This is a genomic window from Flavobacterium cupriresistens (assembly GCF_020911925.1).
GTDB lineage: Bacteria > Bacteroidota > Bacteroidia > Flavobacteriales > Flavobacteriaceae > Flavobacterium > Flavobacterium cupriresistens.
This window is the reverse complement of the sequence record NZ_CP087134.1, coordinates 2,206,523-2,232,254: the sequence shown is the minus strand read 5'-3', so window position 1 is coordinate 2,232,254 and position 25,732 is coordinate 2,206,523. Positions and strand designations below refer to the sequence as shown.

Sequence of the window (25,732 nt, the reverse complement as noted above, 5' to 3'; positions counted from 1 at the left end):
CAAACCTAAAAATAAATAAAAATTAGTACTAATCTTACAAATATAACTTAAATTATTTCAACAGATATAATTTAGCACAGGCTCGTGCATCAGAAAGTGCTTCGTGATGGCTCAGCTGAATGTTCATTTCCCGGCAACAATCACTTAATTTCGTCGGCTTTATTCCTTTTGCTTTATACATTTTCACTGTGCATTCCCAACGTGGGGCAATATTGAGCTCTTCATAATCTAAGCCATAAAGCGCCATTGACTTAAATAAAACATTACGATCGAAACTTTCATTATGCGCTACCACTACTCTATTTTTTAATCTTTTTTCGATTTCCGGATAGACTTGCAAAAATGATTTTGCATTTACAGTATCTCGCGGGTAAATTCCATGTACACGAATGGTGAACGGATTGTATTCATTATTGGGAGGTTTTATCAAAGTGACAAACTCGTCTACAATTATCCCGTTTTGTACCGTTACAATTCCAACAGAACAAGGATGGTAAGCAGTTGCCGTTTCAAAATCTATGGCAGTAAAATTCATATTCATTTTATTTTAAAACTAAAAAAATCCATAAATCTAATCTTTACAAATTAGATCTATGGATTACAAAGTTACGAACTAGGTTATTATTTTATAGACCCAATAATATCGTATTTGGTAATAATATGGTGATTGCCATTTCCTAAATCCACTAAGACAGCATCGTTTTCTTTGGTAAATAATCGTGAAACTTCTTCAATTGGAGTTCCTAATTTTACAATCGGGAACGGTTTTCCCATTACTTCTTTTATTGGTTTTTCGGCTACATTTTTGTCTGCCACATAACTTCTGAACAAATCTGTTTCATCAACAGAACCAACAAAACCATTAATATCTACAACTGGAATTTGCGAAATTTTGTACTTACGCATACGCTCGATAGCATGTGAAACCAATTCTTCTGTACGAACAACAATTAATTGTTTGTCGATATGATCTTTGATTACATCTTCTGCTTTTGTTATATTTTCTTCTAAGAATCCACGTTCACGCATCCAGTCGTCATTAAACATTTTCCCTACGTAACGACTTCCTGAATCATGAAAAAGTACCACAACAACATCATCCGGCTTAAAGTGTTCTTTAAGCTGTAACAATCCTTTTATACAAGCTCCGGCAGAATTCCCGACAAAAATAGCTTCTTCAAGAGCAATTTTTCGGGTATAAACAGCTGCGTCTTTATCTGTTACTTTGGTGAATCCGTCGATTAGAGAAAAATCAACATTTTTAGGCAAAATATCTTCACCGATTCCTTCTGTGATATAAGAGTAGATTTCGTTTTCATCAAAAATACCAGTTTCGTGGTATTTTTTAAAAACAGAACCATAGGTATCAATTCCCCAAATTTTGATGTTCGGATTTTTCTCTTTCAAAAATTTACCCACTCCTGAAATGGTACCACCCGTTCCTACTCCAACCACAAAATGCGTGATTTTACCATCGGTTTGTTTCCAGATTTCAGGTCCGGTTTGTTCATAATGTGCCAAAGAATTTGACATATTATCGTATTGATTTACATACCAGGAATTAGGAGTTTCTTCAGCTAAACGCTTTGAAACCGAGTAATAAGAACGTGGGTCCGTAGGTTCTACGTCTGTAGGGCAAACTACCACTTTTGCTCCAACAGCACGAAGAATATCCATTTTCTCTTTTGACTGTTTGTCAGAGATCACGCAGATTAATTTGTAACCTTTAATAATTGCTACAAGAGCAAGTCCCATTCCGGTATTTCCGGAAGTTCCTTCAATAATGGTTCCTCCTGGTTTTAGGCGACCATCGGCCTCAGCATCTTCAATCATCTTTACGGCCATTCTGTCTTTTACAGAATTCCCCGGATTAAAAGTTTCGACTTTTGCCAATACTAACGCATCAATTTCAGCAACAATTTTGTTGAGTTTTACCAATGGTGTATTACCAATTGTCTCTAAAATATTTTTTGAAAAGTCCATTTTATTTAAATTTAATATTTGGTTTTAAAATTAATAAAGAGTCTAAAATTCTATTGGAAGAAATTCCAAACTAAACCAAATCGAATCGCTAAATCACGATATGGATTATTAGGAGCTGAATAATAGTTACTCTGAGAAAAAGCAGCATTAAAGTGTTCTACTTTAAAATAAAATCGCGTCTGACGAATTCTGGCGTTCACAAAAAAATCAAAGTTGGCATAGTTTCCAATCTTCTTATTTTGTTGAACAAAAAATTCACCGATAACAGGATTATAGCTATTACCGAAATATTCAGTAAAATAATTAAATGTAATTCCGCTTTGCATAAATAATGCTTTCTTGAAAAAATAACCTGAATAGTAAAATGTATTTCTGGTTACAAAATCAGGTACATTTAAAATTAAATCCGATTGTTCTACTTTTTGATATAATAATGTATTGTCTAAAGCAAACGGTCCAAATTTAAACTCACGACTTGCTTTTACAGACAAATAATTAATTGCATTACCGTACTGATACGGTCTCACTATCTGAGTTTGAGCGGCAATTTCTACAGCATTGGACTCATCTTTAAAATACAAATGATCTTTTAGAACTGAATATTGAACCTCGGCATTTAACCATGGTGTAAAAACATTAGCGCTAAGCGAATTTATTTTTTCGTTTTTAAAATTATTAGACCAGTTGTATTTTATAAAACTACTTTGGTACAGGTCGTAATTATTATTAGGCAATTTATTAATATTCTGATACCTGAAATCAAATTTGATCTTTTCATTTAGATCATATCTTAATTTGGCATCTAAATCAGAAAGCGACTGATTGGTGATTGATCTGGAATATAAAAAACGGCCGTTCCATTTGTTTTTTTGATATTCGTACTGTCCTCCAACATTATTGATCTGTCTGTAAAGATTGTTTGGAACTACAATAACTCCGGTTGTATCAAGTATAACTCTGTTGTATTCGTAATTTGATCTGTAGTCGTCAATAAAAAAATTGAATTTCCCTAAAAGCGAATTCTCATAGGTAAGGCCAACCTTATTGTACAATTTCTCAAAACGGGTCTGGTCTTTTATACCACTGGTTACATAAGAATCTCCAAATCTATTTACAGGCTTATTATCAACAGTAGAGGTAACAGTAGCCTGATTGTACTCGTAAAATTTGTTTTCGTAATTAAATTGATGCGTCAGATAGGCATTATTATTTCCTTCTTTCGGGTTAATCCTAAAAGCGTGATCAAAAAACAATCGTTTTCCTTTCAAAAAAGATTCCGCATCAAGTAAGTAAACTTGCAATCTTTGGCGGTTCTTAAAATTTTGATCGCCACTTTCAAAATCTGCAGGAGTTGTTATTCCTCCATTTTCTTCATTCAAAATATCCTGATAGGTATAATGTGCATTTAAAACATATCTTTTATCGGTTGTAAAATAACTGGTTGTAAACCTAAAATTTCCTGTACTTGCCAACTGATTTATGTACTTTCCTTCTGAACGCAATCCTCTATATGCAATAGAGAAATTAAGATTTTTTGAGGTGTTTAGTGTGATAAATGAATCTACGTTCTGACCTTTATTAATAGTACTGTTAAAAAACAATTCTGTCAAAGGTGTTGCTACTGAATAATACTTAATTTGATTTGCCTCTAAAAAATTAAAATGTTTCCCTTTAAAACCAAATTCCGGATAGGGTGAAAAATCTGTCAAACTGTATTGCAAAGTATTATACGTCTGTCCAATATTAGAGAATGCCAAAAGTCCAAAATTATCTTTTCTAAGGTAATTATGCTTGTATGCATTTTTCAACGTTAAAGATGTATCGGCATAAGTTGTATCATGCTCAATCGTGATAATCTGATATTGATCTATAGTCGCAATCTTGGCTTTTTTCTTTTTTACGGTATCTGTAATACTTGAATATTTTGTATTCATATCCAAATTGTCTTTAGCAATAGGCTTGGTCTGAGAAAACAACACTGCTGGCACTACCACTAGATATAGAAAAAAGAATATTCTCATTTGATAACTTTATAAATAATTATTTAGGCAAAAATTTGTGGAGCAAAGGTAAAAGATTAAACCGTATAAATAAAAAAACACTTGAAATTATAGCAATACATTAGCTAATAGCACGAAAGAAATTCCAAACTTTTAAATTCCAAATTCCAAAGTGTCAAATGTGAAATGTGAAATGCGTAATCACTTAAATGTTAAACAATCAAAATTAACTACCCCTAAAAAAAAACAAAACAGCTATTTCAAACTTTGCGAACTAAAACTTAAAACCTTCTACTTTTCTCTCGACTACTACAAAGAAATTTTACCGTTGCGTTTTGTGCAAAAAAAAACTGCCCAAAATTAATTGGGCAGTTCTTATTATGAGTTATAAAAATTGATTATCTCTCGTTTTGTTTCACTAATGGGTTAGCATTGATCTCAGCGATTGGAATCAACCATTGCCATCTTTTATCTCCCGCAGGAACAGCGAAAAGACCTCCGGTAATTGACGAAACATGATTCGCTCCGGTTCTGTCTAAAGCAGAATTAGTTCTCTTTAAATCCAGGAATCTAAATCCTTCTCCCCATAATTCGATTCTTCTTTGGAACCAAATTTCATCAACTAAATCCTGTCCTGTTTTCGTAGACAATACATAAGAAGGATTTCTTTCTTTTACAAGATTAAATAAAATCTGTGCAGCATCAGCCTGTCCTAATTTTGCTTTTGCCTCAGCTTCAATTAAGTACATCTCAGCTACACGCATATAAGGCACGTCACATCTACTGTCCGAAGAATTTAAAGAAAGGAATTTCTGACTTGTAAACGCCTTTTTTCTAAAATTACTTCCCAAATTTAATGCAGCATGATTTCCAGTTGGGTCAAATAAAGACGCACGAATATCTGTAGCAGGAATCTGAGCGTATAATTTACTGTTGATCGCTTTAGGACAAGATCTAATTACAGTAGAGCTATAATTACGAGACATATAAGCTCCGAAATTTGCAAATCCCTCAGTTTGAACCTCTACAATATGGCTACCCCATATCCACTCTCTATTCTCATAATCATTAAACCCTTTGGTATACTCCTCTCTAGCCATTAAAGATTTACCAGCTCTTGCTTTAACAGCAAAATCTGCAGCAGCAGCCCAGTTCCCTTGAACTAAATTTATACGTGCTTTTAAACCATAGGCAACTGATACGTCTAAATGAGAGTTATTTGGTCGACCATAACCATTTAATAATACAATAGCTTTGTCAAGATCCGCATGTATTTGTCTATACACATCCTCAACAGAAGATCTTCCTACTCTATCTACTGCATTAAGAATAATTGGCACACCAGCCTCGCTGTTCACTACACCGTTCACATATCTTTTACCGTAAACCTGAACCACTTGAAAATGACTAAAAGCTCTGTAAAAAAGTGCCTGTCCCTTAACAATATCTTTATCTCGCTGATCACCTTTCGCTGCATCAGCACTATTTATGATTGCATTTGCATTTCTAATCAATCTGTAGAATGTTCTATAAATAAATCTAGTATCACCTCCATTTTCATTAGCTATACCTTGCCAGTTATAAACTGACTGATACCATGTGTTATTATATGTATAGACCAAATCCTCTCCGGCAACGTCCATTAATTGCATGAAACCGCCTCCTGCACCTGTTTCTCCCTGGCTTTCGTATCTGATATACATTGAGCGATGTAAGCCGTTTACAGCACCATAAAGTGCTTGTGTTGTACTCAAAGCATCATTCTCATTTACATACTGGGTTGGATCCTGATCCAGGAAATCACTTGAACATGACCCTAACAGCACCATCGATAAAGCTGCTATTATATATTTTGAAATATTAATTTTCATATTTTTTTAATTAAAAGTTTAAGTTAAGACCTAATGAAACAGTTCTTGCAGGAGAAAACCTGTTTTGAGTTGTTCCATTAAAATTCTGCGTAGGATCCAGCCCTTTTCTCTTAGTAAAAAGTACTAAATTCTCCCCATTTACAAAAAATCTCATATTATCCAAACCTAATTTATCTACTAAATTTTTAGGTAAATTATACGCTAAAGTCGCTTGTCTCCATGATAAATAATCTGAATCAACCAACCATCTGTCTGAAGCAGCAGAAAACTGCGAATTTCTTACAGCATCTAATCTCGGAACATCTGTAACATCTCCCGGTTTCTGCCATCTGTTTAAAATATCTGTACTCAGCGCCGATCCTAACGCACTACCTGTATGCATTAAAGAAGCATAATTGGTATCATATGTTTTTCCGCCCAACTGATACGTAAACAAGACACTTAACTCTAATCCTTTGTACTTAAAAGTGTTTGTAAAACTACCGAATAAATCAGGCAAAGCAGAACCTGCGTACTGGTACAACGCTTTATTCTGGTTTGTAGTTACTCTATTTCCATCAACAATTCTTTCGTCTGTCGCTCCAGTTCTGCTCAAATTTGGATCCAAAGTATACAAAGCAGATCCATCTGAAGAATCTACCCCATACCAATCTCTCAACCAATAATCATAAGCTGAACTTCCTACTGAATATTTCTTTGTTCCAGAAATAATCTCTTTCTGTGGTAAAGAAGTAATCTTATTATTAATCGTAGAAGCATTAATATTAAGATCCCAAGAAAAATCAGCTGTCTTGATTATAGTTCCGTTTAACGAAATCTCAATACCATTATTATACATAGATCCAATATTCTCAACTCTATTATCTAAACCAAGTGATAATGGTAGTGGATTCTCGAAAATAAGGCCATCTGTTTTACGGTGGTAGTATTCAACACTACCACTAAATCTGTTTTTAAAGAACGAAAATTCAACAGCAACATCTGACTGAGCATTCTTCTCCCATTGCAAATTTGGTGCTCCAGTAGTGTTAGCTATAAACCCCCCTTCGTTAATATTATCAAAACCTAAAGAATAAAGCGGTTGATTGATGTAAAAATTAAGACCGTCATTGCTAATATGAGAATCGTTACCCACTTCACCATAAGACGCTCTAACTCTTAATTCATTAATCCATGAATTGTTTACTAAGAAACTCTCTTTTGAGATATTCCATGCCCCACCTACAGACCAGAAATTACCCCAACGATTGTCTTTTGCAAATTTAGAAGAACCATCTCTACGGAATGAAGCAGATGCGATATATTTTCCATCATAGTCATATCCTACTCTTGAGAAATAAGCCTCTGTAGTATATCCTCTTGAGTAAGACGTTAAATCTGTAACACCTACAAAATTAATCAATTCTGTATTTAATCCAACATTTTGTTGTTTTTTGTCTCCAGATGTAAATGAAGTACTGTACTCAAAACTTTCATGCCCTAGCATTGCTGTTACATTGTGTTGCCCAAAAGATTTTGAATAATCAAAGATTTGATTGAAAGTAACTCCGGTGAAAACCGTATTCTGTCTACCAGCCGCTCCTGATTGTGCAGCATCACCGATAAGTCCGTTTTGATATGATGAGTTATTTAGCGTACGCTTATCAATAGCATAATTAGTTGTAAACTTAAGATCTTTAGAAAGCCTAAATTCTGCAAATGTTCTTGCATTTAAAGATATTGCCTCGTCGCGATCCTGATTGTATAATGTTTCATATACAATATTACGTCCATTTGCTGCACTTGCTCCTCTTAAAGTAGAATACACTCTTTCTCCTTTCTCATCTAACGTATAAGAGCCATCAGCATTATGGTCAAATATTGGATAAATTGGCCCCATGTATCTAACTGCGCTAAAAGGGTTAACGAAAGCATTCGTATTAGCCACTCCTTCAACAGCCTGTTTAGAGTCTGTTAAAGCTCCGGACAAATTCAAACCAGTTTTAAACCATTCTTTGAATTTTGAATTAATATTAATACGCGCGGTAGTTCTTTCAAAATCAGAATTTATAATATTCCCCTGCTCGTTTAAGTGGCTTAAAGAAACAAAATAGTTAGAAGTCTCACTTCTTCCCTGATAAGAGAAATCAATATTTCTTCTAACACCTACTCTGGTAATTGCTTTTTCCCAATCTAAATCTCCAGGATACAACAATTGAGCATTTGGATTTAATTTACCATCCACCCCTACTATTTGATTATTAGGAACGTTAAACGGATTTACTATCAAATCATCAAAAATCCTGTTAGAGGCATCTTGATTAGCTGCCGCAAGTGTTGTTCCCCCTGATGTTAACAGTCCATTTCTGGCGGCTTCCCACATCAAAGGATAATATTGGTATGCGTTTACTCTACTATACTCCGGAATAGATCTGTTCGACAAACCTGTACTAAGATTTAATGTAAATTTATCTTTTTTAGATTTACCTGTCTTAGTAGTGATAATAACCACCCCATTTGCTGCTTTTGATCCGTACAAAGAAGTAGAAGCAGCATCTTTTAAGATACTCATACTTTCAACGTCTGTACTGTTAATTGTACTGATATCTCCAGCAAAAGGAACACCATCTACAATATATAGAGGTGTGTTTGATCCGTTGATCGAACTAAAACCTCTAATTCTCACCTGAGGTGCCGATCCCGGCTGACCAGCTGAACTTTGAATCTGAACTCCAGATGTCGCACCATCTAAACCAGATAAAACGTTAGTCAAAGCACGATCTTCTAATGCCTCTGCTTTAATAGAAGAAACAGATCCTGTATAACTTCCTTTTTTAGCTTTTCCGTAAGCTACAACTACAACTTCGTTCATTACTTGAGCCTCTGACTCTAAAGAAACGTTTAAAGTATTTGAAGTTCCAACAGTCACTTGTTTGTTACTCAAACCTACGTATGAGAAAACTAAAACATCTCCTGTTTTTGCTTTTACTGAATAACTTCCGTCGAAATCAGTATAAGTACTTACCTTACTTCCTTTAACAACAACATTCACTCCTGGAATGACACCTGTTTGGTCAGACACCTTTCCGGATACAGTTCGCTCTTGTGCAAAAGAAAACTGCATAGATAACGCCACTAATAGCGTAAAAATCCATTGTAATTTTAATTTCATTTTAATTTGTTTTGAATTAGTATGGCGCAAACATCTTAATTATTTCTTAAAATAGCAAAACATTTTTAACAAAACTTATACACATCAATTGACAATACATCAATATTGACCACAAAAAGAGGTATTTATGCGCACTTTTCACAAGATTTAACCTTAAATATTAACATTATTTCATTTAATAAAAAAATAAAACTTAACAATTTAAAAACATGCTACAGGGTGCTATATCGTCAACATTTAACTATACGTGACTAAAAATCAAACACTTACATTTTGTATATTTTTACGAAATCCGAACGCTAATTTTACAAAATCTATAAAAAAAAATTATAATATTTGTCGTTGAAAAAAAAGATCAAAATGCTTGAAAAAAATTTCTCCGGATTTACTTTTGAAACTGGTACAGACGAAGCTGGAAGAGGTTGTTTGGCTGGTCCTGTAACTGCAGCTGCCGTAATTCTGCCTGTTGATTTTTGCAATTCCATTTTAAATGATAGTAAACAGTTATCCGAAAAAATCAGAGAGAAACTAAAACCGATTATAGAACTGGAGGCCATTTGCTTTTCTGTAACACACTTACATCCGAAAGAGATTGATGAAATAAACATTCTGAACGCTTCCATGAAAGGCATGCAGGAATGTATCTTAAAATTAAATCAAACCCCGGAATTTATTATTGTAGATGGTAATCGTGCTTTGAATGCAAAACTGGGTTTAAAAAATACTTTCGGAAAACAATTCTCCAAAACTGAAATAGCCTTATTAAAGTCAATTCCAAATCAAAGTATAATAAAAGGAGATTCTAAATTCTTAAGTATTGCCGCTGCCTCCGTTTTAGCTAAAACGTATCGTGACGAATATATGAATCAAATTCACGAAGAGTTTCCGATGTACAATTGGAAAAAGAACAAAGGTTATCCTACTAAAGAACATCGCGAAGCCATTAAAAAATATGGCCCGACCAAATACCATCGTATGTCTTTTAGATTACTACCGGATCAATTGGAGTTGTTCTAAAAATAGGTCCCTGGTGATTCCAATACTATTAAGGTATACGCACCACTAAAACACTACCATCGGTAAGACGACCTACAAAAAACAAAGAGATAGCAAATCATAAAAACCATAACCACCACTTTATTAAATAATTACACATAAAAAAACAACATTTTCAAGACTTGTATTCTTGTTAAAATCTCCTCACTTTATTATCTTTGATTTTCAAAAAACGAACCAATATGAAAATCAAAACCTTAACCTTAGTCCTAATTGCCTGCATAACCTTTGCATGCAATTCTAATAAAAAACAGAATGATCTGACCGATACCGCAGATTCTCTGGTATCGCCCCCAACTGCTGAGAAACCTGCTGCAGCAATTTCCGCTAATCAATTCGACATTAATTCGATCCCTGTTTCAGACAAACCTCTTGGTGCTTTCCCTTATTTTAATCTGCCTGAAAATTATGAAGGCAATCCAAAAGATAATACTTCTGACTTTGATGTTGCTTATTTTTGGGTAAAAGACCATTTTGAAAAACCGGAGGGGAAAATTTTCTATGCCCGAATTAAGGCCAAAGAAGGAAAATCGTATAGCGATCTTGAAGTAGCACGAAATCTGGAAGAGTTAATTAAAAGTGTTGATGGTGTAAAGGTATCTCAAATGAAAGTACCGGTGGACTCCTCTCATACCGTTCCGGATAATAACCGTGTAAAATATATGAATGGTTATGGTTTTATGGCAAGTGCCGTTACCACAACTTATCTGATTCGCCGTGCCGACAAAAACATTTGGGTACAACTTACGCCTGGTGATGATGCTGTTTCTGCCGGATGGATGGTTCTGGAAACAAAACCATTTAAAATGACGGCTTCTCTTATCAAAGCAGAGGCTATAAAAAACGAACTTGATACTAAAGGACATATAGCGCTTTACATAAATTTCGACACGGATAAAGCCACAATAAAAACAGAATCCATACCGATTGTTGATGAAATCCAAAAATTATTAACGAATAATCCCAACCTTAAAATCGCTATTGAAGGACATACTGACAACAGCGGTATTGCCGCTCGCAATAAAAAACTTTCTGAAGACAGAGCAAATGCCGTAAAAGCTGCATTAACTTCTAAAGGAATAAATGCGACAAGATTACAAACCAAAGGTTGGGGAGCTGATAAGCCTGTCACGGATAACAACAGTGAAGAGAATAAAGCAAAGAACCGCAGGGTAGAAATCGTAAAAGCATAAGTGCTTGTTTAAAATTTATTGAAAAGAATTTTACAGCTTTTTTAATCCGTGTGTGAAATTAAGTTGCGACAGATTGCGTAGAATTGGACGCGGATTATAAGGGTTTGCAATGGCAAAAACGCTGATATAAACGGATTTTTTTATATTGAAAGGCGATATTAATCGAGTACTTTTCGAGATTCCATATTGAATCAAAACAACAAAAGGAAGCAAAAAAACATCTCTTTTGCTTCCTTTTTTATACTCCTTTTAAGATTCTTAAAATTGAAATTTATAACCGAAATCCGGTGAAAATCCAATCTGGTCTTTTTGATTGATACTATTCGTTAATCGATTGTATTCTTTAGTAAAAATGTTGGTGTGATTGGTTACGTTTTGAAAATCGATATAAAACTGGTGGAATCTCTTTTTCTTTTTACTATTAAATTTAATTCCGAACTTAATATCCAATCTCAAATAGGGATCGTATTGTTTACTAAAGGCATTGGCATCATCCCTAATTTCATAACCTGCATCATTGGAAGCTGCCAAATCTACAGGCGTATAATAACGTCCTCCTGCCGTTGTAAACTTAGTATCAATTGAAAAGACATTTTTCTTCTCCCTTCCGATTCTAAATTCTTTTCCTCCCAGAAGATTAACTACATAGCCATTATTAAACGGCGAATTTCGCTCTATACCATCACTGCCTTTGTATTTACTTTCAAAAAATGACGTTGTAAACAAGGCGTAATACCCCTCGCTAAAGAACTTTTCGACTGTAAATTCTATTCCTTGATTGTATCCTTTTCCTTTACTGATCAGCGAAGTTTTATCGATTGAATAACCAAAATCCGCTCCTTCTGTTAAGGAGGAATAACTACTTGGAAAGGATTGCACGGCCGCTTTGTTAATATCCTGGTAATATACCTCTACTTTTCCTCTCCATTTTTTAGCCAGTCGAACATCGTACCCTAAAACATAATGTTTGCTTTCTACTAAATCCAAATTCTTATTGGTCTGCAGTGGGTTTCCATCCACAAATTCATTCAAAAACAAAACAGGAACCGGTACACTTTGATGATGTATACCAAAACCGAAACTAATGGTGTTTTTTGGATTTACCGCATAAGACAAGGCTGTTCTGGGCTCCAAAACAAACTCTTTATTAATCGAAAAATACTGCCCATGAACACCCGCATTAAAAGTCAGTTTTTCAGTCAATCGAAACTGACCCTGAGCAAAGGGTTGCATAATATTATAACTACCATTATTATCGACAACCTGAACAAAATCAGGATAACCATCTCCGTCTGAATCCTGCTGTCTGTCACGCGAAGCCATTTTAGCATCAAGTGTGTAATGTTCAAAAAGTAACCCTGCCCTGAATGTTGTTTTCTTATTTATTTTAGAATTGAACAAGGTTGAGAATGTAATTCTGTTTTCCGAATTTTTGATATCTGTGAAAGACAATTTAGTTTCGTTTGGTGTTTGAAAACCATAATACCGGTCATTTCTATAGGAGTTTTCAGCATTGGAAGCTCCGATAATTGTCTTTAAATAAGATCGGGTTCCAATCTCTAAATTATGTTTTAACCCTATAGAAGCAAATCCCGACTTCACAAAAGCATCTTCATCCTGCGCTGCGAAAGGGTCTTCTTTATCAATTTTACTTCCCAGAAATTTAATATCCGAAGTGCCGTAGATTCCAAAAACAGAGAAGTTTCCGATCTTACTTTTCCCTAAATCCACATTAAAACTAATGTCCCGATAATTAGGCTGAGCATCTGTTCCCGCCAGTCCTAAAACCCCAACAAAACCATATCTTGCAGCTGCAACAAACGAACCTCCTTTTTTGCCCAACGGTCCCTCTGCCATAAATTCTACACCGGGGTAGGCACCTGCACTAATCATATATTCATAGTCATCCGGATTTCCTTTTCGGAAACTAAGGTCAAAAACGCCGCTTATTGCGTTCCCGTATTCAGCAGGAAAAGCCGAGGTCAAAAAGTCAGAATTAGCCAAAAGATTGGGATTTAATGCCGAAATAGGCCCTCCCGTTGTTCCCAAAGTCGAAAAGTGATTTGGACTTGGAACCGGCATTCCTTCTATCCTCCACAACATCCCCGATGGAGAGTTCCCGCGCACTACGATATCGTTTCGACTGTCATCTCCAGTAGATACTCCAGCAAAATTAGACACCAAACGCGCGACATCACTTCTTCCTCCGGCATATCGGTTTACTTCTTCGGTGGTAAATTGTTTGGTTGAAACAAGTGCCATTTTATTGATCGCCTTGGCTTTGCTGGATCCGGAAGTAACAACAATTTCATCCAATGCATTGAACTTTTCAATCATCGAGATGGTCAGCAGATTGTCTTTTCCGGTAGTTACATCCAGATCAGAAACCGAAGTGTTTTCATAACCTGTAAAACTGATCGTAAGATTCTGTCTTCCAATAGGGATATTCAGTAATCTAAAATTACCGTTGTTATCTGTCACTGCCTCAATACTCTCATTTCCGACCAAGGTAACAAGAACGCCGACTAAAGGTTTTTCAGATTGTTTGTCAATTATCTTTCCTTTTACAGCTCCGGTTTGAGCCTCGGAAATAAAGCCAAAAAGGCCAAAAATAATCAGGAATATACGTTTCATTTTTATTTTGCTTTACAGTTACTAAAGCAAAAATAGAGCGGTGAAATTTCTTAAAAATTGACTTAAGTTAAGATTTTACTGTTAATCGTTAATCGGGTTCTGATTCGGCTTAAACTCTCGGGTTTTATTCCCAAATAACTGGCAATGTGTTTTAACGAAACTCTTTCCATTACTTTTGGACAATATTTAATAAACTTCAGGTAACGCTCTTCATTAGACAATAATGACATCATCATATTTCGTCCTGTTAGCCCTTTTATCGTTCTTTCCATCATGACGCGTAAAAAAGAATTAAAGACCGGATATTCTGCTACCAATTTTTCAAAATCATGTTTGTAGGCCAAATAAAATACACAATCTTCTAAGGCCTCAATATTTATTCTGGAGGGTTTACCGTATAAAAAACTTTCAAAATCGGAATACCAATCATTCTCAAAGAAAAAATTCCCCGTGGATTCTACGCCATCAACCAGATAATAATAGCGAATACAACCTTCTGCTACAAAAACGCCAAAATTACAAACCTCCCCTTCGACTAAAAGATGCTGATTTTTTTTCACTTTTTTCAGTTTAAGTATACTTCTAAAAGCAATACTTTCCGCTTCATTAAATTCCATAAATCGCGAGAGATCGGTAATTACACTTTGCATGATTTTTTAGGTTTTAAGAATACTAATTTGTCTTTGGACATCTAAAACAAATAACTCTAATTATTTAAAAAAATTGTCTTAAATTACTATTGCACAGAAATATAACAAATTAAACAACCATTGTATTTTCTTTTAAAAGTGATTTAATCTGATTCCCCCATTCCACACTATTCTCCGAAGAAGCTTTATCGGCTTTATCAAAATAAAAATGCTCTTGAATTTCAAATCCACAATAGGTAAAAATCCCAGTGTCTGAAGTTAAAGCCAGCGCTTTATCCATTCCAATGGCTTCATATTCTTCTTTTGATTTTCCATGCGAATTTACAATGATCGCTTTCTTCCCTGTAAACAATCCTTTTTGAACGCCCTGATCGTATCGGTACGCAAATCCATAACTAAAAACACGGTCAATATAGCCTTTCATTATTGCGGGCATTCCTGTCCACCAAATCGGATAAACAAAAATGATTTGATCCGCCCAAGTTATAAAATCCTGCTCTTTTTGCACTTCTGCGGCTACTTTTCCCATTCTTTGACCCTTCATGTCTTCTAAAGAAAGAACGGGGTTAAAATCGATCTTATTTAAATCGCGAATTTCAACCTCCTGACCTGATTCCTGAAGGCTTTCGATAATCGTTTGTTTAAAAAAATGGCTTAAACTGTCTGAATTTGGATGTGCGTAAATGATTAAGTTTTTCATGTTTTCTATGTTTTTAAGATTGAACATGACAAATGTAGATCGGAAGATAGAATACCAATTGTAAGAAAACGAAATCCGAAATGCTAAAAAAAATTATTGGGTCTTAAAACCACAAATATCGCTCTGGAATTTCAAAAATTTGGTAGGCGAAATATTCATATAATACTTAAAATCATGAATGAGCTGACTTTGATCGTAATAGCTGCATACTTCCACAATAGCAAGCCAGTCTACTTTTCCGGTAGTCTCTACATCTTTCTGAATGTGCTCAATGGCTTTTAGAAAACGCTCGTAACGATTGGCTTCTTTGATGGTATACCCGAAAGCCTTTTTTTGATTGAGCTGAATATTCCGTTCTGTTTGATTGGTTTTGGATGCAATTGTTTTAATCGGATTTAAGGCTTGCTCTTTAAAATCAGTCAAGAGCATCGCAATTGCATTTTGCTCTCTCAAGTATGGCTTACAAAACGCCAATATATGAGCCACACGATCATTTGTATCGGGAATTTGCTGCAACTCTTCCCATAAAGCGGCAAAACAATTGTCCGAAATTAAGTCATCCGGATGTACGGGTAAGGTATGTTTTGCAAGGGCTTTTCCGAAGAATCTGTAAAAAGCATCTTCTTTGAAATTGGCAACCAGAATTTGAGAACCTGATCCCAATGTATAATCAAAAGCCTGTTTTATCGGACCTAAAACAAGACATTTTTCAGCTTCAAGGATATTGTTTTGCTGTGATTTTAAAGAGGTTTTTGCACCAAAGGTAAATACCAGTATCGTCTGAAAACTGGGTATTAGCGTTTTCGTTACCGGAGAATCGGTTTTGTTTTCTGCAAAATAAAAATGAGAAAAAACAGTTTGAAATTCTGAAGGAACAGCAATTTTATAATTGTTATTTTCTTCAGAATTCCCCATGTTTTTTCTCTTTTAAATAGTTTATTTTTAAATGAATTCGGTTTCAAATAATGCAGTCAGATGTTTTAAGATTTTGGCTTTCACTTCTTCTTCATCGACACGCTCTACGCCTAATTCTACGTTTAAAGAGGTAACTCCTTTTCCACGAATTCCACACGGAATAATATTATCAAAATACCCTAAATCTACGTTTACATTTAAGGCAAATCCGTGCATGGTTACCCAGCGCGAAGCTCGTACACCAAGGGCACAAATTTTTCGGGCAAACGGAGTTCCAACACCTAGCCAAACACCGGTTTCGCCTTCGCTGCGTCCGCATTCTAAACCATATTCGGCCAATGTCAGAATAATAGATTCTTCCAGAAAACGTAAATATTTATGAATATCGGTAAAGAAATTCTCCAAATCTAAAATCGGATACCCTACAATTTGCCCTGGTCCGTGATAGGTGATATCACCACCGCGATTGATTTTGTAAAACGTTGCTCCTTTTGCTTCCAGTTGCTTTTCGTTTAACAACAAATTCTCAAAATCGCCACTTTTACCCAATGTATACACATGTGGATGCTCTACAAAAAGCAAATAATTTGGTGTTGCTAAATCGAGTTCTTCTCTTCTGTTTCTTATTTTTAAGTCGACAATATCTTTAAAAAGTTCTTCTTGATATTCCCAGGTCGCTTTATAGTCTTTACTTCCTAAATCTTGAAGTTGAATTTTTTTATTCATTTTTAATTATTTTTCAAACTCTACGTCAAAGTTAAGTTTGTCAGGATTCTCCATATAATCCGTAAAAGGGTATTGAATTGTAATTGTTTTTCGATCTTCACTAAACAAGGCGTCCGGATTAGATACTTTTTTGATTTTTTTCGGGAAATGATATTTTAAAATATAGGTCGATGATGAAAAAATCATTTTAGACATATCTGCGGTACTGTCTTTTACTTTTTCTACCAATTTTTGTTTGTCAATTATGGCTTTACGGGTAAATTTCTTTCCGTCATAGGTGTAACTTAACTTACTGTTATTGTTGCCAAAATCACCTCCAAATGGAGCTGCAGCTCCGCTTTTATCTAACTTTTGGAACGTACTTAGCGTTTGTAATATGTCCTGCAATTCATTTACATTTTTAAAATCGGTTGAGAAAGTCATTAAAAATTCTTTCTTTGCTGAACTCATTTTGGTGTGAACTACAAAGTTTTCTATTTTTTTAAACTCTTTCTGCATTTCCGGCGAAAGCTTAGCGATACTGTCTTTCTTTTCTTCAAACAACTGCTTGAAGGTAAAAGTAGAATCAATGTCTTTTTTAGCCTCGGCTCCCATTTGACTTCCGATTTGGTCTCCCGCCATTGCCATTAAGGAAGAACCGTCCAGGTCTACTGAAAACTTACCGGTTCCGTTGTCATTTACATAAATATTTTCTGTGAAAGTACAGCTTGTCAGTGTTGCTACTAAAAAAGAAAAACTAAGTAATTTGTATAATTTCATTGTGGTATATTTTTTATCAAAGATACGAAGTCTAATTTAAATTGATTAGTCGTTTAATTCTTGATTTTTCATCAATTTTAAAGCAAAAGGTTATTATTCAAGTTCTACTTTAAAACCAAAACCTGCACTCCTTTTTTGAGGGTTTCGCAACGGAATTCCAACAACAAAAAAAACATTACAAACCTCACTATCAAAGCATTTCAAACTGAAATATTTTGATTTTCTCCAGACAATACAAATCCGGAATAGCTGTTCTTTGCTAAAAGTATAGCATTATGCGCTTTTTTTTAAATATATAAATCTATGTCAACCTTTTGATACTTATAGAAGCTTTTTCAAATATAAATTCACTAAAATCAAATATTAATCGAGAGACAAGCATCACTCCTAGATGCATTACTTTTGAATTGTAGTTCTATTCTTACTTTTTTTTAATGTGGCTTAAAAGTTAACAATGTAAATACAGACTTTAAGAGCCTCGTGAAAATATAGTAATAAAACTGACAAAATATGCTTGTCAATCCCAAATCGGAATTACAAAGTATCATCGCTCTCCAGACGAAAAATTAGTTTCTTTATTTCATTAACAATTAACAAAATTAAAGGGCCATTCAATTTGAATTTTCTACTAAGAAAACTTATAAAATAAACCAACAATTTTAATACATATAATTTCCTTCTTATAGAGAAAAATATACTCTCATTAATAAGCATTTCATCTTCGGGAATAGAAGTAATTATACCGAAACAATATGGAATCAAAGCTCTACTAATCTAGCTCAGAGTAACAACTGATTGAATCGTATGGATTAATAGTGTTTGACCAGCCACAAACAAAAAACATACACCAAAAATTAACCTTTAAAATCTACAAAATATGAAAACAACTATGAAATTTTTAATTGAAAATGCAAACAAATCGTTACTGGTTTTAGTACTATTATCCATGCCTTTTAATTGGAGTTATGCCCAATCACGGTTATTGACTTTTGCAGAACTGACAGCAGACAGAACTAACAACTGGACCAACGATGCCAATTTTACAACTACTATTGATGCTAATGACAATTCTCACAATACACCAAGATCATTCAGTTGGTTTATAGGACCAGGATCTACCAACGCTGATTTATTGATGTATCTTACCAAGATTCCCGCTTCCGGAAATGAACTCCATCTTTTTGGTAAGACTGTTATACAAAATCCTACATGGAATGCAAGTTACGACAATCTAACTTCATGGGCTGATAGCGAGACCTCTTATATACAGAGTAATGGTGATGAACAGGGCTTAAAAATTTCGTCCAATACAGGAAATAAAGTATATATAGGTGACAGCAATGATCAGGTTTTTTTTCCCGGCACTAATATTGGGATTGGGATTAATTCTCCTCAATTTAAAGTTCATGCAAATGGAGGATTCGTTAGTGATGTTAATGGTGTTCAAGTTATGATGGGTCCCGGTAAAAATAGTACCGGATGGATTGGCACTCTTTCAAACAGCGGTCTATTTATTGGAACAAATAATACAGGCTCAAATATGTATTTAGACACTAGTGACAATGTATATATTGGGGGTGTACAACCCAACGATATTAAAACTTCAATGAGAAGTTCCTATGATTTATTTGTTCATAATGGCATTTTGAGTGAAGATTATGGAATTGGGCCTAAAACAACATGGGCCGATTATGTTTTTAACGATACTTATGAATTAAAAACACTAAAAGAAATCGATGAGTTTATTTCTGTAAATAAACATTTACCCAATATGCCTTCTCAAAAATCTGTATCCGAAAACGGTTATAATTTACATGAAATGAATGTAACACTTTTAGAGAAAATAGAAGAACTCATGCTTTATACCATTAACCAGCAAAAGGAATTGGATAAACTCAAAGAAGACTATACAGCATTAAAAAAATCCATTCACAATTTGCAGATCAAACCTAATTAAAAACTTAAAACGATGTATAAAACAAATCTTTACGCCAAAAATTTTGGTATAAAATTCTTGGCCTTTTTAAGTCAGTTACTGTTTTTTTTCTCTGTTACCATAGTTGTGGGGCAGACCAACCAAGTTTTAAATACAACAGCTGAAATAAGTTTATTAAATATTTTTGATCCTCATGCAGATTTAACCGGAGGAATAATAGGGGAAACATCTAATAATGGTACTATTCAAATGGAAGTTTGGACTTATGATGAAAGTGATCCTAATAAAAGAGGCGTTTTAGTCTATTTACTAACTACTAGTGCTTCCACAGCTAATTTTGCGGGAGTCCCCTATACTTATGCAAAGAGTACAATACCCAATACTGACGTCAGTTGGTTGTCAAATTATCCAGATAACTGGGCAAGTAATGATATTAAAAGAGCCATATGGGCTATTGATAAATCCCGTTATGGTAAATCTCAAAAAACATCCGTTTATAATTTTTTGTCAACTAAAATTAAATTAAGGATTTTTGTATTTACAACAAATGCAGTTTTTTCTAAAATCAAAGTGCCGGGAATTGGCATTATTAATTCATCAGGAGGAAATGCACAATTTGATTCCAATCATTTTTGTTACAATTTAGATAATTCCGGTGATCCAATTTGCACTATTTGGAGCAAAATTAAATCCCCCAATTTAGAGCAAAAATCTAACTTCATATTTGCTGCACACAGAGGGTATTGGGGATACGACTTAGGTAATGGTCCTCCTGAAAATACTCCTGAAGCTATAAAAGCCGCATTGAAGTACACAACAGTTATAGAATCGGATATTACGCGAACTAAAGATAATTTAATCGTTGTAAGTCACGACTATTACTTACACCGTCTTACAAACTATTCGGGACCAGATACGGATTATATTTATGATAAAAACCTGAATGAATTAAAAACATTAAAGTTAAAAAAGCGCAATGGAACTATCAGTGACAATAATTTCATAACTTTTTCTGACATACTAGATGAAATGATTGCAAACAAAACAGTACTAACCGTTGATATTAAAGGTGCCAAATCGCGAAACGATATGTATACCAAAGAGTGCATAGCAAGGTGTGATTATGACCCTCAACTGAATCCAACAAACGCAGAAAGAATGCAAAAAGAGGATTATATGTTAATATTAAGAAAATGTATTGAAGAAGCCAACACTAAAAATGCCTTACAATATGTAGCATTCAAAGTGGTATATACCTATCAAGACATTGTAGATGCTATGCCACCCGGTTTCGATATTAATTTACTTTCTAAAATCCTATATTTTCCTATTCTGCAACCTGGTGGCGATATCCAGTCTAAAGCTCAATTTATTGACACCTGGTATAGCAATGCCGGCAATAAAATTATGGCTTTTGAAACCAACTTTAAAAGCGAGAGCGAAATTACCAATACCTCTTTTAGAAGAGGAGGTAAATTATATGAGAACTTATTTGAGTATACTTATAAAGTAACTGGATTAAGACCAGGAACTTATACTGAAGAGGCCATGGGACCTAAAGGTAACGTAGACAGATGGGCACAATGGAATATTAAAGATATTCGTGTTGACGTTAGAGGAGATCATTACTACTTAATGAGTATCCCTTATTTTAATATATCCGTCCTGACAACTGACAGACCTGATATCTGGTCCCAAATACAATCCATTTTTTGATTAAATATAAATTTATACGTTATGAAAAATATTTCTCTTTATCCTTTTTCGATAGCACAAACAAAGTTTTTATCCGTACTATTGGTGCTAAATTTTAATATGTCTTTTTCTCAGACAGAGCCTTATTCCTATTTTGCACCTTATGGGAATAATATATTTACAAGCACGTCGGAACCCGATCATAATTCACAGATTATTACTGCGAATCAATTAAATAATTTATCCCAAAATAATGATGGACTAGTAATCATTTGTGATTTTGAAGCACCAAAAAATGGGGATCAATTATTGAGTTTTGAAAACAGTAAAGGGAGATCTTTAGAAATCTACTATCAAAATCAAACCATGATGCTTAGAAGATATCATGAAAATGGTACTCATTACGATTATCTTTTATTTGATCCGTTATTTACTCTAAAAGAGCAGACTCCTGTTGATGCAGTCTGGACAGTACGATACTTTTTTACAGCCCGCTTTATGTGGATTGAAGTACAAATAAAGCAAACTACAATTCCAATTAGCACTCAATATTTGTCAGCAACTTACTTTGGTCTGGATTACAAGTTCAACGATGCTAATTCTCCTATGAATGAATTTTTACAGAAGAATACTGCCGCTAAAATTCGCTTGGGTTCTACTTCTAATAATAGAAAATTTAAAATACCGGGGATACTTAAAATACATGAATTTAAATATTCTGAACTTAAAGATCATATCCAAACTCATTTTTCATATCCACAAAAAGTAAATAACACACAAGAAAAAAGAGAAGTTGCGTCCACACCTAAAACTATTGAAGCTAAGGATAACAAATTAGGGATAGTACAAACAGAGGATTTAGAAACAAATAATGATTTTGAATTTAAAGTGTCCCCAAACCCTTCCACAGCATACTTTAACATAGAAATTAATTCAAAAAGCAATAGTGAAATTAAAGTGCAAATTTTTAATATTCACGGTCAGGAATTGTATTCTAAAGCTAAAAATCTAAATTTAGGTTATAACAAAATTACAATAAACTATAGTGATCTTAGGTCGGGTAGCAATGTGATGTTTTTAAAAATAACCGCAAAAGGCAATATTTATTCTTACAAAATACTGCACAACTAATAATTTGGTACATCCACAATAACACAAACTATCGTTTTACAAAATTACCTTGCAAGAAACAAACCCCGAAATCGCTCAAAAAGAGCCAAAAACGAGGTTTTCTTCAAAGATATGACGACAAAAATATTAGAAAAAAGCTTTAATCAGATAAAATCTGTAGTAATTCTAGATTTTAAGAAAGCGCGTTCGGGACTTTGACAAAAAGTTCCTAATCTTAAAACCTACGAGCAAAAAATAGCACAGATTAAAGAATTAAAAATGATTCGATACTATCTGTGTGAATCTTTTTGTTTTAATTCTATCTAACTCTTTTTAAGTTATTAAAAACAAGCTGTTTAGATTCCTCGTTTTCATAACCTTCTTAATCATTTTGCCACGAATTTCACCAATTGGCACGAATTATTTTTTTGCCACTGATCAAAAGGATTTACACAGATTTTGTAAATCCTTTTAATACTTTAATTCTATCTAATTCTTTTTAAGTTATTAAAAAGAAGTTATTTAGACTCATCGTTTTCATGGCCTTCTTCATCATTTTGCCACGAATTTCACCAATTGACACGAATTATTTTTTTTTGCCACTGATCAAAAGGATTTACACAGATTTTGTAAATCCTTTTAATCCTTTAATCTGTGGCTTTCTTTGCTCATAGGCCTGTAAAGTTAGCGACTCTTTCTCAAAGTTGTAAACCCTCTTTCTTGAAATCAGTGGCAAAAAAAATAATTAGTGACAAACTGTAATTGCTTCGCCTGTTCACCAAGCACGTGTAGCAAAAGATCAAAAAAACACTGAATACAAACGACTTATTTACCAACAAATTAAAAAAAGAGTTATCGAATTAAAAACACTATCCTGAAATTATCGGCAATTTTTTCAACTTACACGCTTTTGGGATAGTATCTTTTCGTCATGAATTCCGCTAATTTAAAGTATGAAGTCTTTTTCTTTTTAGATACTCTAATAATTCTGCCGGCCTGTCGGTTTGTATCATTGTTGCCCCATGCTCTATAACCCATCCCCAATTTGCATTGGGGGAATCTAAAGCACGTTCATCTTCATGACCGGCACACATTTCGCCCCATAAGGTGTTTACCCAAATTCTTCTTCCTCTTTGTTTTATCTTTTTTATTTGTTCAAACATAGGTGATTTTTCAAAAGAATATAGTATCTCGAAGGCGATAGGACGGGTCTTATTGAGGTACTCATCAACAAAAGCATTTAGGTTCGTTTGTTCTTCTTTGACAATGGGAATGTAAAAAATATCATTTAACAGTGAACCATACTTAGCATTCACTTCAGTATAAGAATCTTCTCCTTTGATTAATGCCTGACGAAGTGTTCCCGTTTTCTTTAATACGTCAACAATCTTATCTATATATTCCCAACTCTTATCAACGTTTATCAGTATCTTCCCTTTTGCCGTAAGCATAAATTCTTCAAAAGTCGGAATTCGTTCATAAGTCTTTCTGTTTAGACCACCAGTAAGATAAAATTTCTGTAATTCAGCATAGGTATAATCGGATAATTTCCCTTTTCCGGTGGTGGTACGATCAATGGTCGTATCGTGCATTAATACTAAAACACTGTCTTTTGTAAATCTGACATCTGTTTCCATTATGTCGACTCCCATCTCAATAGATTTTTTTAACGCTTTTATAGAATTTTCGGGAGCATTCCTCCAATCTCCGCGATGCGCAGCCACAAAAATATATTTGCTTCCGGAATCTTCTAAAATACCAATGAGCTTATCGGCATGGGTTTGAGCCTGAATAATATTGGAGAATAGTATCAGCAATACTATGGCTATGTGTATTTTTTTCATTTTGTACTTTTATATTTGGATTTAAATAAATTTGATGATCAGAAAAAAACATAATTTTGACACTTTTTACAATTATCATGCTTCTTTCCTGGTGTTTAATAAAACTTAATAACCCGGATTTTGTTTGATAGCCGGATCCGTGTTTATCTCTGTTAAAGGAATAGGCATTAAGAGATTATGGCTATCAATAGTTATCAATATTCCCTCACTTTTAAACCACTGATTCATTACCGTTATTGCCGTGCCTTTGCGAAGTAAATCAAACCATCTGTCTCCTTCTCCCACTAATTCAAGTTTTCGTTCCAAATCAACAGCACTCCGCATATCCGCCTGATTTACAGCAAAAATATTCGCAAGCCCTGCCCGAGTTCGTATTAAATTTAAGTAAGTTGCTGCCTCAGCAATATTACCTTGTTCCGTTTCTATTTCCGCCAACATTAAAATAATATCTGCATAACGAATAACGACTACATTACTTCCTCCATCTGCAGGAACTGTACTGCTTTTAGTCAGTTTTAGAGAAAAAGGAACTCCTGATACTGTAGTGGTAACGTATTTGCCTTTACGGCTATCTGCGGCTGTATACTCATTATACAGATTTTTGGTCGGAAGGTTATGTCCTTTTGCTCCCGATATTGCTCCTGAAGGGCTAAATATTTGATGCATACTACTTCCTTCACTATTACCATTTATACCGGAAGCAAATTGAACTGAAAATAGTATTTCTTTATTTGTTTCCTTATTACTATCAAAAACATCTGCAATAGGCACTAAATCATGACTATTAGAATCTTTAACTTTTAGTAACCACATTTTAGCTTTTTGCAGATCATGCAGCGTCAAATAGACTTTGCCCAATAAGCCTTGTGCAGCAGTTTTAATAACTTTGCCCGGTTTAGCGGCTTTTACAGGTAAAAGGACTTCGGCTTCTGTAAGGTCTTTTATAATTTGCTCATATACAACCTTAGTAGATGCTCTTCCCTGCCCTAAATAACTATTAGGATTTGTTGTTTCCTTAGTAACTAATGGCACATCTCCATACAATCTTACCAAATTGAAATACAAAAGTGCGCGAATAAATTTCATTTCTCCTATTCGATTATCTTTAGTAACGGCAACTTTAAAGGGAATCTTTTCGATTCTGTTTAACACCACATTAGCGCACTGAATTGCGTTGTAAGAATCTCTCCAGGTTTCACCTATTGAACCGACAATACTTGTAACACTAAAATCATCCAACTTGCCGAACGTACCGTCATCATTTAGTGGAACTTCATCATAAGTCGCATCAGAAGGAATCTCTCCCAGAGCTACCATATTTAGTCCATAAAGGCCATTTAATTGCAAACCATTATAAGTACCGTTAACGGCTTCTTCAATTTCGATTTCTGTACTATAAAATTTAGTAGCCACTTTTGACGTGATAGGATCCTGATATAAATCATCTGTACAGGAAAATTGCATCATCAGGCAGAAAAAACTTATTATTTTTATTCTTTTCATAATAGC

Annotated in this window: 18 protein-coding genes; 5 read left to right on the top strand and 13 right to left on the bottom strand. The window is 34.3% G+C overall.

The genetic code is table 11. From position 1 onward, the window contains the following. Positions 1–52: 52 nt before the first annotated feature. The 5 genes from LNP23_RS09815 to LNP23_RS09795 form a co-directional block, all read right to left on the bottom strand. Positions 53–535, bottom strand: a complete 483-nt coding sequence (locus LNP23_RS09815; RefSeq protein ID WP_230004742.1) for a 3'-5' exonuclease — start codon at positions 533–535, stop codon at positions 53–55. Between the two features lie 86 nt (positions 536–621). Further along, entirely contained in the window at positions 622–1,983 is a 1,362-nt protein-coding gene (locus tag LNP23_RS09810; RefSeq protein ID WP_047777929.1) for a pyridoxal-phosphate dependent enzyme, read from the bottom strand. A gap of 50 nt (positions 1,984–2,033) precedes the next feature. Beyond that, positions 2,034–4,004, bottom strand: coding sequence for a putative porin (locus LNP23_RS09805; protein WP_230004741.1), 1,971 nt, complete (start codon positions 4,002–4,004; stop codon positions 2,034–2,036). 377 nt (positions 4,005–4,381) lie between these two features. After that, complete coding sequence (locus LNP23_RS09800) at positions 4,382–5,854, bottom strand: RagB/SusD family nutrient uptake outer membrane protein (RefSeq protein ID WP_230004740.1); 1,473 nt, start codon at positions 5,852–5,854, stop codon at positions 4,382–4,384. A gap of 10 nt (positions 5,855–5,864) precedes the next feature. Then, positions 5,865–9,005, bottom strand: coding sequence for a SusC/RagA family TonB-linked outer membrane protein (locus LNP23_RS09795; RefSeq protein WP_230004739.1), 3,141 nt, complete (start codon positions 9,003–9,005; stop codon positions 5,865–5,867). A 360-nt stretch (positions 9,006–9,365) separates the two neighbouring features. Between LNP23_RS09795 and rnhB the strand changes: the two genes are divergently transcribed. Then, positions 9,366–10,022, top strand: coding sequence for a ribonuclease HII (gene rnhB / locus LNP23_RS09790; RefSeq protein WP_230004738.1), 657 nt, complete (start codon positions 9,366–9,368; stop codon positions 10,020–10,022). A 221-nt stretch (positions 10,023–10,243) separates the two neighbouring features. Then, positions 10,244–11,254 carry an OmpA family protein gene (locus LNP23_RS09785; RefSeq protein ID WP_230004737.1) on the top strand — a complete coding sequence of 337 codons (1,011 nt, stop codon included), beginning with the start codon at positions 10,244–10,246 and terminating at the stop codon, positions 11,252–11,254. Positions 11,255–11,512: 258 nt separating this feature from the next. Here the strand turns inward: LNP23_RS09785 and LNP23_RS09780 are convergent, their stop codons facing one another. The 6 genes from LNP23_RS09780 to LNP23_RS09755 all read right to left on the bottom strand — a co-directional run bounded on the left by LNP23_RS09780 (position 11,513) and on the right by LNP23_RS09755 (position 17,638). Further along, positions 11,513–13,888: a TonB-dependent receptor gene (locus tag LNP23_RS09780; protein WP_230004736.1), complete on the bottom strand. Its 2,376-nt coding sequence runs from the start codon at positions 13,886–13,888 to the stop codon at positions 11,513–11,515. A 62-nt stretch (positions 13,889–13,950) separates the two neighbouring features. Beyond that, a complete protein-coding gene (locus LNP23_RS09775) occupies positions 13,951–14,538 on the bottom strand; it encodes a Crp/Fnr family transcriptional regulator (RefSeq protein ID WP_230004735.1) in 588 nt (195 codons plus the stop codon). Positions 14,539–14,647: 109 nt separating this feature from the next. Further along, the gene (locus tag LNP23_RS09770; RefSeq protein ID WP_230004734.1) at positions 14,648–15,238 is read right to left on the bottom strand and encodes an NAD(P)H-dependent oxidoreductase; all 591 of its coding nucleotides are present in this window, start codon (positions 15,236–15,238) and stop codon (positions 14,648–14,650) included. A 93-nt stretch (positions 15,239–15,331) separates the two neighbouring features. After that, on the bottom strand, positions 15,332–16,153 hold the full coding sequence (locus LNP23_RS09765; protein WP_230004733.1) for a helix-turn-helix domain-containing protein: 822 nt from the start codon (positions 16,151–16,153) through the stop codon (positions 15,332–15,334). 27 nt (positions 16,154–16,180) lie between these two features. Next, entirely contained in the window at positions 16,181–16,879 is a 699-nt protein-coding gene (gene lipB / locus LNP23_RS09760) for a lipoyl(octanoyl) transferase LipB (RefSeq protein ID WP_230004732.1), read from the bottom strand. A gap of 6 nt (positions 16,880–16,885) precedes the next feature. Beyond that, on the bottom strand, positions 16,886–17,638 hold the full coding sequence (locus LNP23_RS09755) for a hypothetical protein (protein WP_230004731.1): 753 nt from the start codon (positions 17,636–17,638) through the stop codon (positions 16,886–16,888). A gap of 877 nt (positions 17,639–18,515) precedes the next feature. Between LNP23_RS09755 and LNP23_RS09750 the strand changes: the two genes are divergently transcribed. Genes LNP23_RS09750 through LNP23_RS09740 form a run of 3 tightly spaced genes read left to right on the top strand, consistent with a single transcriptional unit; the run spans position 18,516 to position 22,400 of the window. After that, positions 18,516–19,595 carry a hypothetical protein gene (locus tag LNP23_RS09750; RefSeq protein WP_230004730.1) on the top strand — a complete coding sequence of 360 codons (1,080 nt, stop codon included), beginning with the start codon at positions 18,516–18,518 and terminating at the stop codon, positions 19,593–19,595. 12 nt (positions 19,596–19,607) lie between these two features. Continuing rightward, positions 19,608–21,290 (top strand): glycerophosphodiester phosphodiesterase family protein, encoded by a 1,683-nt coding sequence (locus LNP23_RS09745; RefSeq protein ID WP_230004729.1) that lies wholly within the window; start codon positions 19,608–19,610, stop codon positions 21,288–21,290. A gap of 21 nt (positions 21,291–21,311) precedes the next feature. Beyond that, positions 21,312–22,400, top strand: a complete 1,089-nt coding sequence (locus tag LNP23_RS09740) for a T9SS type A sorting domain-containing protein (protein WP_230004728.1) — start codon at positions 21,312–21,314, stop codon at positions 22,398–22,400. A 920-nt stretch (positions 22,401–23,320) separates the two neighbouring features. Here LNP23_RS09740 and LNP23_RS09735 read toward each other — a convergent pair. Next, positions 23,321–24,223 carry a glycerophosphodiester phosphodiesterase family protein gene (locus tag LNP23_RS09735; RefSeq protein ID WP_230004727.1) on the bottom strand — a complete coding sequence of 301 codons (903 nt, stop codon included), beginning with the start codon at positions 24,221–24,223 and terminating at the stop codon, positions 23,321–23,323. Positions 24,224–24,328: 105 nt separating this feature from the next. Beyond that, the gene (locus tag LNP23_RS09730) at positions 24,329–25,726 is read right to left on the bottom strand and encodes a RagB/SusD family nutrient uptake outer membrane protein (protein ID WP_230004726.1); all 1,398 of its coding nucleotides are present in this window, start codon (positions 25,724–25,726) and stop codon (positions 24,329–24,331) included. Positions 25,727–25,732: the final 6 nt, after the last annotated feature.